The organism is Enterobacter chuandaensis (assembly GCF_003594915.1).
GTDB classification, from domain to species: Bacteria; Pseudomonadota; Gammaproteobacteria; order Enterobacterales; family Enterobacteriaceae; genus Enterobacter; species Enterobacter chuandaensis.
On record NZ_QZCS01000016.1, the window covers coordinates 68,270 to 82,526 of the forward strand.

The 14,257-nt window shown below is 39.5% G+C and carries 14 protein-coding genes; all 14 read left to right on the plus strand.

What is annotated here, in order from left to right; all coding sequences use genetic code 11:
- Positions 1-42: 42 nt before the first annotated feature.
- From rfbB to D5066_RS19835, 14 genes are read left to right on the plus strand one after another with little or no spacing between them, the layout of a single operon-like run.
- Positions 43-1,128 (plus strand): dTDP-glucose 4,6-dehydratase, encoded by a 1,086-nt coding sequence (gene rfbB, locus D5066_RS19770; protein WP_119916974.1) that lies wholly within the window; start codon positions 43-45, stop codon positions 1,126-1,128.
- Positions 1,128-2,027 carry a dTDP-4-dehydrorhamnose reductase gene (gene rfbD / locus D5066_RS19775; RefSeq protein ID WP_080329663.1) on the plus strand — a complete coding sequence of 300 codons (900 nt, stop codon included), beginning with the start codon at positions 1,128-1,130 and terminating at the stop codon, positions 2,025-2,027. The genes rfbB and rfbD overlap by 1 nt, the downstream gene beginning before the upstream one ends.
- A 53-nt stretch (positions 2,028-2,080) precedes the next feature.
- The gene (gene rfbA / locus D5066_RS19780; RefSeq protein ID WP_119916975.1) at positions 2,081-2,959 is read left to right on the plus strand and encodes a glucose-1-phosphate thymidylyltransferase RfbA; all 879 of its coding nucleotides are present in this window, start codon (positions 2,081-2,083) and stop codon (positions 2,957-2,959) included.
- A gap of 3 nt (positions 2,960-2,962) precedes the next feature.
- Positions 2,963-3,511 (plus strand): dTDP-4-dehydrorhamnose 3,5-epimerase, encoded by a 549-nt coding sequence (gene rfbC / locus D5066_RS19785; RefSeq protein ID WP_119916976.1) that lies wholly within the window; start codon positions 2,963-2,965, stop codon positions 3,509-3,511.
- Between the two features lie 8 nt (positions 3,512-3,519).
- Positions 3,520-4,494, plus strand: coding sequence for an FAD-binding oxidoreductase (locus tag D5066_RS19790; RefSeq protein WP_119917001.1), 975 nt, complete (start codon positions 3,520-3,522; stop codon positions 4,492-4,494).
- Positions 4,495-4,509: 15 nt separating this feature from the next.
- On the plus strand, positions 4,510-5,283 hold the full coding sequence (gene rfbF / locus D5066_RS19795; protein WP_119916977.1) for a glucose-1-phosphate cytidylyltransferase: 774 nt from the start codon (positions 4,510-4,512) through the stop codon (positions 5,281-5,283).
- A gap of 4 nt (positions 5,284-5,287) precedes the next feature.
- Positions 5,288-6,370, plus strand: coding sequence for a CDP-glucose 4,6-dehydratase (gene rfbG / locus D5066_RS19800; protein ID WP_119916978.1), 1,083 nt, complete (start codon positions 5,288-5,290; stop codon positions 6,368-6,370).
- Positions 6,371-6,395: 25 nt separating this feature from the next.
- Positions 6,396-7,709, plus strand: coding sequence for a lipopolysaccharide biosynthesis protein RfbH (rfbH, locus tag D5066_RS19805; RefSeq protein ID WP_119916979.1), 1,314 nt, complete (start codon positions 6,396-6,398; stop codon positions 7,707-7,709).
- A 26-nt stretch (positions 7,710-7,735) separates the two neighbouring features.
- On the plus strand, positions 7,736-8,656 hold the full coding sequence (locus D5066_RS19810; protein ID WP_276330576.1) for an SDR family oxidoreductase: 921 nt from the start codon (positions 7,736-7,738) through the stop codon (positions 8,654-8,656).
- Positions 8,657-8,698: 42 nt separating this feature from the next.
- A complete protein-coding gene (locus tag D5066_RS19815; RefSeq protein WP_119916980.1) occupies positions 8,699-9,991 on the plus strand; it encodes an MATE family efflux transporter in 1,293 nt (430 codons plus the stop codon).
- Positions 9,992-9,995: 4 nt separating this feature from the next.
- Positions 9,996-10,997 carry a glycosyltransferase family 2 protein gene (locus D5066_RS19820; RefSeq protein ID WP_119916981.1) on the plus strand — a complete coding sequence of 334 codons (1,002 nt, stop codon included), beginning with the start codon at positions 9,996-9,998 and terminating at the stop codon, positions 10,995-10,997.
- A gap of 53 nt (positions 10,998-11,050) precedes the next feature.
- Complete coding sequence (locus D5066_RS19825; protein ID WP_119916982.1) at positions 11,051-12,241, plus strand: O-antigen polymerase; 1,191 nt, start codon at positions 11,051-11,053, stop codon at positions 12,239-12,241.
- Positions 12,231-13,304: a glycosyltransferase gene (locus tag D5066_RS19830; protein WP_244288158.1), complete on the plus strand. Its 1,074-nt coding sequence runs from the start codon at positions 12,231-12,233 to the stop codon at positions 13,302-13,304. The genes D5066_RS19825 and D5066_RS19830 overlap by 11 nt, the downstream gene beginning before the upstream one ends.
- A gap of 7 nt (positions 13,305-13,311) precedes the next feature.
- Positions 13,312-14,256, plus strand: coding sequence for a glycosyltransferase family 2 protein (locus D5066_RS19835; RefSeq protein ID WP_119916983.1), 945 nt, complete (start codon positions 13,312-13,314; stop codon positions 14,254-14,256).
- Position 14,257 lies beyond the last annotated feature (1 nt).

Consider the following 14,257-nt stretch of genomic DNA (forward strand, 5'->3'; position numbering starts at 1 on the left):
AACGCCAGTATCCAGACACATACACCAGACGGAACAGATAACGTGAAAATTCTTGTGACGGGCGGGGCTGGTTTTATCGGCTCAGCGGTTGTACGACATATTATTAAAAATACCCAGGACGATGTCGTCAATGTGGATAAGCTCACCTATGCCGGAAATCTGGAGTCGCTAACTGAAGTTAGTGCTAGCGACCGATATGCTTTTGAGCATGCCGATATCTGCGACAAAGACGTCATGGATCGCATCTTCGCAAAGCATAAACCTGATGCGGTGATGCACCTGGCCGCTGAAAGTCACGTCGATCGTTCCATTACCGGCCCGGCTGCGTTTATTGAAACCAATATCGTCGGCACTTATGTGCTGCTGGAAGCCGCTCGTGCGTACTGGTCCACGCTGGATGAGCAGGCGAAGAAAGCGTTTCGTTTCCATCACATCTCTACCGACGAAGTATATGGTGATTTACCGCATCCAGATGAGCATCCGGCATCAACTGAGTTGCCACTCTTTACTGAAACAACTGCGTATGCGCCCAGCAGCCCGTATTCAGCGTCGAAAGCCTCGAGCGATCATCTCGTTCGTGCCTGGCTGCGTACCTACGGTTTCCCGACCATCGTCACCAACTGTTCAAATAACTACGGCCCGTACCATTTTCCGGAAAAACTGATCCCGTTGGTTATCCTGAATGCGCTGGAAGGGAAAGCTCTGCCTATTTACGGGAAGGGTGACCAGATTCGTGACTGGCTGTATGTAGAAGATCATGCGCGTGCACTCTACACCGTGCTCACCCAAGGGAAACCGGGAGAGACGTACAACATTGGTGGACACAACGAAAAGCAGAACCTGGATGTGGTGCATACGATTTGCGATCTGCTGGATGAGATTGTGCCTAAAGAGGGTTCGTATCGCGATCAGATTACGTATGTGGCTGACCGTCCGGGTCATGACCGTCGCTATGCGATTGAGGCACATAAAATTGCTGCTGAGTTAGGGTGGAAGCCTCAGGAGACATTCGAAAGCGGCATTCGTAAAACGGTGGAGTGGTATCTGAGCAATACCGATTGGGTGGAAAACGTAAAAAGCGGGGCTTATAAAACCTGGATTGAGCAGAATTATGGGGAACGCAAATAATGAATATTCTGTTGTTCGGGAAAAATGGTCAGGTAGGCTGGGAGTTGCAACGGGCACTCGCCCCGCTGGGAAATATTATCGCCCTTGATGTGCATTCTACCGATTATTGCGGCGATTTTAGTAATCCTGAAGGTGTTGCTGAAACCGTAAGAAAAATACGTCCAGATGTGATTGTGAATGCTGCCGCACATACTGCCGTGGATAAAGCTGAATCTGAAGTGGACTTTGCACAACTCCTTAATGCCGCAAGCGTAGAGGCTATTGCCAAAGCCGCTGCTGAAACAGGCGCGTGGGTTGTGCATTACTCGACTGATTACGTTTTTCCGGGTACCGGTGATGCACCCTGGCTTGAAGATGATGCCACTGCACCATTAAATGTTTATGGCAAAACGAAACTGGCCGGTGAAAGGGCATTACAAGAATATTGCCCAAAGCACCTTATTTTTCGTACCAGCTGGGTTTATGCTGGCAAAGGCAATAACTTTGCAAAAACCATGTTACGTTTGGCTAAAGAGAAAACTGAACTTTCCGTCATTAACGATCAGTTTGGTGCGCCAACGGGTGCAGAATTATTGGCGGATTGTACCGCACATGCTATTCGGATTGCACAGAAAAATCAGGAGGTTGCTGGCCTTTATCACCTCGTTGCGAGTGGTGTCACTACATGGCATGATTATGCTGCATTAGTCTTTTCCGAAGCCAGAAAAGCTGATGTTGCACTTGCAATCAAGCAGTTAAATAAAGTACCAACCAGCGCTTATCCAACCCCGGCATGCCGACCAAATAACTCTCGTCTTAATAATGAAAAATTCCAGCGTACCTTTGGGCTTGTTCTTCCCAATTGGGAGAACGGAGTTAAACGTATGCTGAATGAATTGTTTGCTGCGACAGCAATCTGAATATAATGTTAGTGCCCGTCAGTGGGTACTTTTGCGTATAAAGAGATAATGAAATGAAAACCCGTAAAGGCATTATTTTAGCTGGTGGTTCTGGTACCCGTTTATATCCAGTGACCATGGCCGTCAGCAAGCAATTGTTGCCCATATATGACAAACCAATGATCTATTACCCGCTCTCAACGCTAATGTTAGCGGGTATTCGTGATATTTTGATTATTAGCACTCCGCAGGATACACCTCGTTTTGAGCAATTACTGGGTGATGGCAGTCAATGGGGTTTAAGTCTACATTATAAGGTTCAGCCTTCGCCGGATGGTTTAGCCCAGGCATTTATCATCGGTGAAGATTTTATCGGAAATGATGACTGCGCGTTGGTACTCGGCGATAATATTTTTTACGGTCATGATCTGCCTAAATTAATGGAAACGGCGGTCAATCGAGAGAGTGGTGCGACCGTATTCGCATACCATGTTAATGATCCTGAGCGTTACGGTGTCGTTGAATTTGATAAGAATGGAACTGCCATCAGCCTTGAAGAAAAACCGCTGGAACCGAAAAGTAATTATGCGGTCACCGGATTATATTTCTATGATAACGATGTCGTAGAACTGGCTAAAAACCTGAAGCCTTCCGCGCGTGGCGAGCTTGAAATTACTGATATAAATCGAATTTATATGGAGCAGGGGCGTTTGTCTGTTGCTATGATGGGGCGCGGTTATGCTTGGCTGGACACGGGGACGCATCAGAGTTTGATTGAAGCTAGTAACTTCATTGCCACGCTCGAAGAGCGCCAGGGTCTGAAGGTTTCTTGCCCGGAGGAAATTGCCTTTCGCAAGGGCTTTATAGATGTAAAACAGGTAGAAAGGCTTGCAGAACCACTTTTTAAAAATGACTATGGCAAATATCTTATAAAGATGATTAAAGGTTTATAAGAAATGAATGTTATTGAAACAACTATTCCAGACGTTTTAATTTTTGAACCAAAAGTGTTTGGAGATGAACGTGGTTTTTTCTTTGAAAGCTTTAATCATAAACTTTTCGAAGATGCTGTTGGCCGTAAGATATCTTTTTTACAAGATAATCACTCCAAATCTCGTAAAGGAGTGCTTAGAGGCCTGCATTTTCAAAAGGGAGATCATGCGCAAGGTAAATTAGTAAGATGTACCTTGGGCGAAGTTTTTGATGTAGCCGTCGATATACGTGAAAATTCTCCAACTTTTAGAAAGTGGGTCGGTGTATATCTGTCAGCAGAAAATAAAAAACAACTTTGGATTCCCGAAGGCTTTGCTCATGGGTTCGTCACCCTAAGCGAAACTGCTGAATTCCTTTATAAGGCAACAAATTATTATGCACCAGCTGCCGAAGGGAGTATCTTGTGGAGTGATGAGACAATAGGTATTGAATGGCCGTTAACTCAGCAACCTGAACTTTCAGCAAAAGATGCTATTGCTCCTTTGTTGACACAAATTTCATCATTTGAGTAATAATGACAGTGTCTCATTTAATTAAAATTTTTCCATCTAATATCGAATTCTCTGGAACTGAAGAGTCATCTATTCTTGATTCTGCCTTAGCTGCGGGTATACATCTGGAACATAGTTGCAAAAATGGAGACTGCGGAGTCTGCGAATCGACTTTACTCGTCGGCGAGGTAACAGATAGTGAGGGTAAAGCATATGGTCAGGGAGATAAGGTTCTGACATGTAATTGCAAACCTAAAAGTGATCTTCAATTGCAGGCCCATTATTATCCAGAATTACAGGGACAAGTAAAAAGAATTGTTCCATGCAAGGTAAATAGCATTGAGCTGGTTTCTGATGACGTCATGAAGTTAACTCTCCGTTTACCACCAACTGCAAAAATGGATTTTCTCCCAGGGCAATACGTTAACCTTCAGTATAAAGGTGTAACGCGGAGTTATTCTATTGCAAACTGTAATGGCATTGATGGCATAGAGTTGCACATACGAAACGTTGTTAATGGCCAAATGAGTTCATTATTATTCAGCGAATTGCAAGTCAATACCCTGATGCGCATTGAAGGCCCATGTGGGACGTTCTTTATCAGAGAAGGTGACCGGCCCATCATTTTTATTGCGGGTGGTACTGGGTTTGCCCCAGTTAAAGCCATGGTTGAGCATCTGGTAGAAAATGCATCATCTCGAGAAATTTATATCTATTGGGGTATGCCTTTAGGTAAGGACTTCTACTCTTTACTGCCTCAGGAACTAGATGATAAATTTGAACGAATTCATTTTGTGCCCGTGGTCTCCGGTAATGATCCAACATGGAATGGGCGTAAAGGTTTCGTTCATCATGCAATACTCGAGGATTTCGATTCGCTGGAGTCATTTGATATTTATGCTTGTGGTTCACCAGTCATGATTGATGCGAGTAAAAAAGATTTTATTTCCAAAAAAATGTCAGTTGATAATTTCTATTCGGATGCATTCACTGCATCTAAATAAAATAGAGGGTTAGGTATGAAAGCAGTGATTCTGGCTGGTGGACTAGGAACCAGATTAAGTGAAGAAACAATAGTAAAACCAAAGCCAATGGTAGAGATCGGTGGTAAGCCGATACTTTGGCACATTATGAAAATGTACTCCTCTCATGGAATTAAAGATTTTATTATATGCTGTGGCTATAAAGGGTATGTCATCAAAGAATATTTTGCGAATTACTTCCTGCATATGTCAGATGTAACCTTTCACATGGCAGAAAACAGAATGGAAGTACACCACAAACGGGTCGAACCATGGAATGTGACATTGGTTGATACGGGTGATTCTTCGATGACCGGCGGACGTTTAAAGCGTGTTGCTGAATATGTAAAAAATGATGAAGCCTTCCTTTTTACCTACGGTGATGGCGTTGCTGATATTAATATCCGCGCGACAATTGATTTTCACAAAGCGCATGGCAAAAAAGCAACCCTAACGGCAACTTTCCCTCCGGGGCGTTTTGGCGCGCTGGATATCCGTGGCGGCCAGGTTCAATCTTTCCAGGAGAAACCGAAAGGCGATGGCGCAATGATTAACGGGGGGTTCTTTGTACTGAATCCTTCGGTGATTGATCTCATTGAAAACGACGCAACTACCTGGGAACAAGAGCCGTTGATGACGCTTGCAAAGCAAGGGGAACTCATGGCCTACGAGCATGCAGGATTCTGGCAACCAATGGATACGTTGCGTGATAAAACGTACCTGGAAGGTTTATGGGAGAAAGGAACGGCACCCTGGAAAACGTGGGAGTGATATCATGATTGATAAAAACTTCTGGCAAGGAAAACGCGTTTTTATTACTGGTCATACGGGATTTAAAGGTGGATGGCTTTCACTTTGGCTAAGTGAAATGGGTGCAACGCTAAAAGGTTATTCTCTTGATGCACCTACAACGCCAAGTTTTTTTGACACTGTCAATATCAGTTCGTTGATGGAGTCAGAAATAGGTGATATTCGTGATTTTGAAAAATTACGTAACGCTATTGCCTCTTTTAAACCAGACATTATTTTCCATATGGCCGCTCAGCCGCTTGTCAGGCTCTCTTATAAGGAGCCCATTGAAACCTACTCAACGAATGTCATGGGCACCGTTAATTTGCTTGAAGCGGTGAAGCAGGTTGGAGGTATAAAAGCTGTAGTCAATATTACCAGCGATAAGTGCTATGAAAATCGTGAATGGGTTTGGGGTTATCGCGAAAATGAAGCGATGGGGGGCTATGACCCATATTCTAATAGTAAGGGGTGTGCTGAATTAGTCGCCTCTGCGTTTAGAAGTTCATTCTTTAACCCTCAAAACTATGCTCACCATGGTGTGGGTCTGGCTTCAGTTAGAGCAGGTAATGTTATTGGCGGCGGTGATTGGGCGGAAGACCGTCTCATACCAGATATCTTGCGTTCCTTCGAGAATAATCAGCAGGTTATTATTCGTAATCCACACTCTATTCGTCCTTGGCAGCATGTGCTGGAACCTCTTTCTGGTTATATCGTCATCGCACAAAATCTCTTTATTGACGGTGCGAAATACTCAGAAGGGTGGAACTTTGGTCCTCGTGAAGAGGATGCAAAAACGGTTGAGTTTATTGTTGAAAAGATGGTTACGTTGTGGGGGGAAGGGGCAAGCTGGTTGTTGGATGGGCAGAACCATCCTCATGAGGCTCACTATCTTAAACTCGACTGCTCAAAAGCGCATATGCAATTAGGTTGGCACCCTCGATGGGCGCTCGTTGAAACACTTGGTCGTATTGTTAAATGGCACAAAGCATGGATAGGCGGATCGGATATGCTGGAATATTCGAAACGTGAAATCCATGACTACATGACCGCGACTACTTTTAGCTAAACAGATAAGTACAGGAATTATAGCAATGACAGCAAAAAACCTGCGTGAACAAATTTCCAAACTCGTTGCTGAGTATGCCGATGAGGCATTAAGCCCGAAACCTTTTAATGCTGGTGTCAGCGTTGTACCACCTTCAGGTAAAGTCATCGGGGCTAAAGAGCTACAGCTGATGGTTGAGGCTTCTTTAGATGGATGGCTTACAACGGGACGCTTTAATGATGCTTTCGAAAAGAAACTCGGTGAGTTTATTGGTGTACCACATGTATTAACCACCACTTCGGGTTCTTCAGCAAACTTGTTAGCTTTGACCGCATTGACGTCGCCAAAGTTAGGAGACCGTGCGCTCAAACCCGGTGATGAAGTAATTACTGTTGCCGCCGGGTTCCCGACTACTGTTAACCCAACAATTCAGAATGGGTTGATTCCAGTTTTTGTTGATGTAGATATCCCAACGTATAATGTTGATGCTTCTCTTATTGAAGCTGCTGTGAGTGAAAAATCAAAAGCGATTATGATCGCGCACACCTTAGGTAACACATTTGATCTTACAGAAGTTCGCCGCATCGCGGATAAGTATAATCTGTGGTTAATTGAAGACTGCTGCGATGCTCTGGGCTCGACATATGATGGCCAGATGGTAGGTACTTTCGGGGATATTGGTACAGTAAGTTTTTATCCGGCCCACCATATTACGATGGGTGAGGGCGGAGCTGTGTTCACCAAATCAGGTGAATTAAAGAAATTGATTGAATCTTTCCGAGACTGGGGACGTGATTGTTACTGCGCTCCTGGTTGTGATAATACCTGTGGGAAACGTTTTGGTCAGCAGTTGGGTTCTCTGCCATTTGGATATGATCACAAATACACCTACTCGCATTTGGGATATAACCTGAAAATTACGGATATGCAGGCTGCTTGTGGCCTTGCACAGCTCGAACGAGTGGAAGAGTTTGTGCAAAAACGCAAAGAGAATTTTGCATACCTTAAAAATGGTTTGCAATCCTGCGCTGAGTTTTTGGAATTACCGGAAGCTACGGAGAAATCTGATCCATCCTGGTTTGGTTTCCCTATTACGCTGAAAGAAACTAGCGGTGTTGAACGCATTGATTTGGTCAAGTTTCTTGATGAAGCTAAAATTGGTACCCGTCTGTTATTCGCTGGCAATCTGACGCGTCAGCCATATTTTGCAAATGTGAAATATCGTGTTGTGGGGCGATTAACAAATACAGACCGTATTATGAATCAAACTTTCTGGATTGGTATTTATCCAGGGCTGACTACCGAGCACCTGGACTACGTCGTGAGTAAGTTTGAAGAATTCTTTGGTTTGAACTTTTAATTTTTAAAATATTGGTGATTGTGGTGATGAACAATAAAGAATATGTTGTTTTAACTGGGGCATCCGGATTTATAGGTAAGCATATGCTCAAAGCTTTGCAACACGTTGGCTTGTTTGTCATCGCAATCAGCCGTAATGTTGGGAATTATCATAATAGTACTACCCCTGGTTTAAAGTGGTGTGACTGGGAAAGTATCGACTCGGCAGTAGACGAAATGCCGATTGATGCAGTTATGGTCGGAGTTATTCATCTTGCTACAGAATATGGACGTAATACATCGTCACTGATGGAAGTTGAAGATGGAAACGTTGTAAAACCATTGAAACTTCTTGATTTGGCTGTTAAAAAACAAGCATCTATATTCTTAAATACAGATAGTTTTTTTGCAAAAGAAGCTTTTGATTATCAATATATGCGGCCATATATAATGACGAAAAGGCATTTTAATGAGATAGGAAGGTATTATAGCGATAATCATGATATTAGTTTTGTAAACATGAGACTTGAACATGTATACGGACCAGGAGATGCTGAAACTAAGTTTGTACCCCATATTCTATCCCGATTATGCAATGGGGATTTAGATATCCATTGTACTTCAGGACAGCAGATAAGAGATTTCACTTACGTCGATGATGTTGTCTCGGCATATTTGGTGGTTTTAGACAAGATTAGCGAAGTACCTACCTATATTGAATATCAGGTTGGTACAGGACATGGTGTTAATTTAAAAGAATTTCTTCTTTATTTACATGAGATGATACCTGGTTCTCCTGGTTCATTTAAATTCGGGGCTTTGGAGCAGAGAAAAAATGAAATAATGAAATCTGTTGCTAATAATGAAGGGCTAATATTGTTGGGATGGCAACCAAAATACGATTATAAAAGTGGTATTAGGGAAATGCTAAATGCTTATTCATTTGTTTGTGCAGAGAAAAAATCTTAATAAATTCAAAAAACATTTAAGACACAGTTGAACAATAATATAGTGAAATATAAATTGTTAAAGATTCCAAATCATTTAATCGTTGCCTGTTCTTCTTGGTTATCTAAAATAGTAATTGCTGGCGTACAACTTGCAAGCATAACTTATCTTCTTTCTATATTGGGAGAGGAGAAGTATGCGGCATTTAGCCTATTAACTGGATTGTTAGTATGGTGTAGCATTGTGGATTTTGGTATTGGGACTGGTCTTCAAAATTACATATCAGAATTCAGAGCAAAAAATAAAGATTATAGACCATTGATTAAAGCTGCATTGCAATTGAGTTTCGGTGCAATTCTCTTATTCATTGTGTTATTTTATTTTTTATCTGGGGTTGTCTCATCACGTTATCTTTCATCATTTTATGAGATTCTCCAGGGCAAGGCTAGTTCTATTTTCTTTATTGCATGCTTAGTGTTTAGTTCTATAGGTATTGGCACTATTGCATATAAAATCCTCTTCGCTGAATTAGTTGGCTGGAAAGCTAATATTTTGAACGCATCATCGTACATGGTGGGTTTACTAGGACTTCTATATGTATATTATGCAAAAATTCCTATCGACATAAAAGAATCACTGGTGATTGTATATTTGCCTGTTGGGGCTATTTCTGGCCTCTATATTATCTATAGATATTTCAAACTCTTTCATATAAAAACGACTAAATATCATTACTTAACTCTCCTTCGCAGATCTTCTGGTTTTTTCATTTTTACATTACTGTCTATTATAGTTCTTCAGACAGATTATATTGTTATATCACAAAGACTTGCACCAACTGATATTGTTCAATATACGATAACAATGAAGGTGTTTGGATTAGTATTCTTCATTTATACAGCTGTACTACAAGCACTATGGCCAATATGCGCTGAACTAAGAGTAAAGCGCGAGTGGAAGAAACTTAATAAAATGGTCGGCGTAAACATTTTATCTGGTTCTCTTTTCGTGATTGCCTGTACAATGTTAGCTTATGTTTTTAGAGTACAGATATTTGCAATAATTGCGAAGGGTATTACATACCAAGTTTCTATATGGTCATTTGTATTAATAGCAATCTATTTTTGTTTGCGTGTTTGGTGTGATACATATGCAATGCTCCTGCAAAGTATGAATTATCTAAAAATACTTTGGCTGATGGTTCCACTACAGGCAGTTATCGGGTTTATTTCTCAATGGTATTTCTCGTCTGCATATGGAATCAATGGTGTATTACTTGGATTAATTATCTCTTTTGCCCTGACTGTGTTTTGGGGACTTCCAGTAGCTTATGTTATAAAAGCAAAAAAGGTTTAAAATTATGCTCGTTTCATTTTGTGTACCTACGTATAATAGAAAAACATTCTTAGAAGAATTGCTAAATAGTATTGAAAATCAGAAGAAACCAAACTTTGATATAGAGGTTTGCATTTCAGATAATGCTTCTACGGATGGTACGGACATCATGATCGACATTTGGCGGAACAAATATAGTTTCCCCATTGTATATAAGCGTAATAGTGAAAATGTTGGCCCGGATAAAAATTTCCTTGAAGCGGTATCTTTGGCTAAAGGGGATTACTGTTGGATCTTTGGAAGTGATGATGCTCTCGCTGATGACGCTTTAGTTATTTTGGAGTCTTATCTTATTTCCAATGGGGATATATATCTATGTGATAGGTGCGAAACCGGATATAACTTAAATGATATAAAAAACCCACATCGTTCTTGGCTAAGTATTAAGGATAAATTAAACATTCTTGATGAAGAATTAGATAGAATTAATTATTTTAAAAGTTGTCTATCTATAGGTGGTGTTTTTAGTTATCTAAGTTCCTTAGTTGTAAAAAGACAGAGGTGGACTGCTGTAAAATTTGATAATTCTTTTATTGGAACTTCTTACCCTCATGTTTTCATTATGATGAATATATTTAATAATAATGGATGCCGGTTACATTATATCTCGAAGCCTCTTGTGCTTTGTCGTGGAGACAATGATACATTCGCGCACGAAGGCAAGGCACATAGAATAAAGATTGATTTTATGGGTTATTTTAAACTGGCTGATACTTTATACGCTAATAATCCAGTTCTCAAGAGGGAGTTTGAAAGTATTTTATTAAGTGAAAGACCTTGGATATATACAACATTAGCTGTTGCATGTTATGGCGATACAGCGGATAAAAGAGATATTTCAGACTTCTATGCTCGGTTAGGGTACTCAAAGAATCTAACTGGTACCTTACTCAGATTTGGGTTTTTAGCTGGATATGCTAAAAATGTTGATATCATCAAGAGATGCTTAAAAAAAATAAGCAAATGAATGCTAAAAAATCAGTTTACTTTATTTTCTGCCATTAAAAATGAGATATATGTATGGTACTAATAGCTTGGATTCTTGTTATAGCTCTATATCTGATTTGTGGCATACTTTATCTACAATTCCCACAATTATCACCTCTCGGAGCATTATCATTCCCTGATACAGTTAATGATCTAGCTATAGTAATTATAATAGGTATGTGTGGCGTATGTATGGGTTATTTATCCTTTTCAAAGGTCAGACTTATAGGTATAAGAGATTTTAATAATCCAAGTTTTATTAACTTTTGTTCGATGTGTTTCGCAATTGCAGCGCTCCTTGTTTTTTATTTAGGTGTCCATTCTTATGGAGGTTATTTCTCTTTCATCCATACTCCTTATGCACCGATCTATGAAGGAAGTGCCGAAAATGAAACCAAGGATGTTCTTATTTCTTCATCTGGTTTACTCTCAATTTATGCTTTGTTGACTAGTATTAGAACACAAATAAAAAATACGACTTTATTTAATAAAATAGTTATAATAATTTCTTTATTTGTTCTTATCTCTATCTTTATTCAAGGTCGCAGAGAGAATTTGATATTATTGATTTTTTGCTTTATTTCATATTATCTATTAAGCAGCAGTATCAATTTTTTACGTATTATTAAAGTTTTACTTATTTTTACTATTTTATTTTTTATAGCTGGGCTAGGTCTGTATCTTCGCGAAAGCACCTCCACATCGGGTGGTAGTATTATTACAGCAATTCCCTTTGCTATTATGTATGAAACACATTTTTCTTTAGCGACATTAGCTAATGAAGTCAGAGGGCATTTGTATAACAATTTGCCTTATGGTGGTGTTCTGGAGATTTTATCACCGATACTGTTCATTATCCCAGCATTTATATATGGTGTTTTAGGTTTAGATAAGCAAAAATTATTCGAAAATACTGAAATCCGTTATTATGAAGATAAAGGGGGGCAGTTTATTTTTACTGAAGGATTTCACTCTTTGGGGTATGTCGGAGTTTTTATTCACGGACTAATGCTTGGGATAACGTTGATAGTTTTTTACCGCATAGCAAAAAAGAGTGGATTAATAATTTATCATTTCCCAATTGTTTCATTGATTTTTGTAGCAATGCGAAAAGATCTGACATATGGTGTTAAATATATCTCCTTGTTATTAATTTTTATGATCTTCTTTTATTTTGTATATAAATTGCTACCACTCAAGACAGGTAAAATAGATGATGCATAAGGTACTTTTCATTAGTGCTTTCCATCCTGGAGCTAAAGGAACAATTGGTGCGGGGGAGGCAATATGTGGCGATAATTTAAAAAAGCATATAGCTAATGGTAGCGAAGTTGATGTTATCGTGTTGTCTCCGGCATCACAACATGAAAACCCGGATTTAAAAAAGTTATGTCATTCATATGAATTAATTAACGTTGATAAATTAGACTATGTTAAAGGTATTCTCTTTAACCTAAAAAACAGATCATTTTTAGCTCCATGGTTTTTTACTCGGGTCAGCAAAAAGTTAGTTGATTATGTTAATAAAAGATTGAAGGAAACAACGTATGATCTGATTTGGCTAGATTTTCCTTCTGTCTTAGGTGTGGTTAAACATATTTCACATAACAATATCATATATTTTGCACATGATGTTGTATCGCAACGAACGAGTCGCTCTTTGTTAAAAAAACCGATAAATTCAGAAATTTTAGGTATCGAGGCTGATTTGTTTAATAGTTTGTCGTCAATAATTGCGATGTCTAATAAAGATAGAGATTTAATTAACTCCATGAATTACTATGGAAATGTTGAAGTCGCAGAACTTGGTAAACAAAAAGTTGGTGAGGTTTTTAATTCTGTACCGATTGAAGAAATAGTTTCTGAATTTATGAATAAAAAAAATATTATTTTTTTTGGTAATATGACTCGCTCTGAAAACCATTGGTCTATAATATGGTTTATATTTTTTGTATTCTTGAGACTGAAACGCAAACAACCTAATCTTCATTTCTGGATTTTAGGTTTAGGTCCACGACGCCTGTTAAAGATTGTTGGTAGTTGCATTGCAAATGTTCATGTTGTTGGTGCTGTGTCTGATCCTACGTTAGCCTTCCAAAAATCAGATTTAAGCGTTGCCCCATTGTTATATGGTGCCGGCGTAAAAATTAAAGTACTTCAAATGCTTGATGCTGGAGCTAAAGTTGTTGCCACAGAGGTTGGGGCTGAAGGAATTCAGAAGCATAAAGATCTTTATGTAGTTGATAAAGAGAATATTGGAATAAAAATATTACAATTGTTGGATTAATATAAATATGTATTCATTTACTTTAATTGTACCAACATATAACGCAGGTGATAGATGGAAAGAATGGTTTATTGCTCTTGGGAAACAAACTATTCAACCATCAGAGCTAATTATAATTGACTCTTCATCTGTTGATAAGACGGCAGAAATAGCGAAAGAATTTGGTTGCAAATTAATCATAATCCCTTCAAGTGAATTTAACCACGGTGGTTCAAGAAATAGAGCACTCTCCAATGCGGCCGGAAGTGAACTAGTTGTATTTATGACGCAGGATGCCATCCTTGACAATGAGGATGCGTTGGCTCAAATGATAGCTGTATTTCGAGATCCTGAAGTTGCCGCTGTTTGCGGAAGACAAATTCCTCATTATGATGCAAACCCTTTAGCGATTCATGCCAGAAATTTTAATTATAGTTCTGATTCTCAAATAAAAAGCCAGTCTGATATAAATACTTTCGGTATTAAAACAGTATTTATGTCGAATTCCTTTGCTGCCTATAGGCGTACCGTTTTTGAACAATTAGGTGGTTTTCCTGAACATACAATTCTCGCCGAGGATATGTTTATGGCAGCAAAAATGATTCAGGCAGGTTATAAGGTCGCGTACTGTGCTGAGGCAGTAGTAAGACATTCTCACAACTATACACCGCAAGAAGAGTTCCAACGATATTTTGATACTGGCGTATTCCATGCATGCACACCATGGATCCAGCGCGATTTTGGCGGCGCTGGTGGTGAAGGATTACGGTTTGTTAAGTCCGAAATGCGATTTCTTCTTAAAGAGGCCCCCTTATGGATTCCCAGGGCGCTACTTACAACAGTTGCTAAGCTTTTAGGATATAAGTTAGGAAAACGTTGGCAGTCGCTACCATTGCCTCTGTGCCGGACTTTAAGTATGTACAAGAGTTACTGGAACAATGTCCAGGGATCAAAAACGAAAGAGATAAGATAAA

Bases quoted from the DNA above. Each gene is read 5' to 3' on its own strand.
- rfbD (WP_080329663.1), top strand. From the start codon at position 1,128: ATGAATATTCTGTTGTTCGGGAAAAATGGTCAGGTAGGCTGGGAGTTG.
- rfbA (WP_119916975.1), top strand. From the start codon at position 2,081: ATGAAAACCCGTAAAGGCATTATTTTAGCTGGTGGTTCTGGTACCCGT.
- rfbC (WP_119916976.1), top strand. From the start codon at position 2,963: ATGAATGTTATTGAAACAACTATTCCAGACGTTTTAATTTTTGAACCA.
- rfbF (WP_119916977.1), top strand. From the start codon at position 4,510: ATGAAAGCAGTGATTCTGGCTGGTGGACTAGGAACCAGATTAAGTGAA.
- rfbG (WP_119916978.1), top strand. From the start codon at position 5,288: ATGATTGATAAAAACTTCTGGCAAGGAAAACGCGTTTTTATTACTGGT.
- rfbH (WP_119916979.1), top strand. From the start codon at position 6,396: ATGACAGCAAAAAACCTGCGTGAACAAATTTCCAAACTCGTTGCTGAG.
- D5066_RS19810 (WP_276330576.1), top strand. From the start codon at position 7,736: ATGAACAATAAAGAATATGTTGTTTTAACTGGGGCATCCGGATTTATA.
- D5066_RS19820 (WP_119916981.1), top strand. From the start codon at position 9,996: ATGCTCGTTTCATTTTGTGTACCTACGTATAATAGAAAAACATTCTTA.
- D5066_RS19825 (WP_119916982.1), top strand. From the start codon at position 11,051: ATGGTACTAATAGCTTGGATTCTTGTTATAGCTCTATATCTGATTTGT.
- D5066_RS19830 (WP_244288158.1), top strand. From the start codon at position 12,231: ATGATGCATAAGGTACTTTTCATTAGTGCTTTCCATCCTGGAGCTAAA.
- D5066_RS19835 (WP_119916983.1), top strand. From the start codon at position 13,312: ATGTATTCATTTACTTTAATTGTACCAACATATAACGCAGGTGATAGA.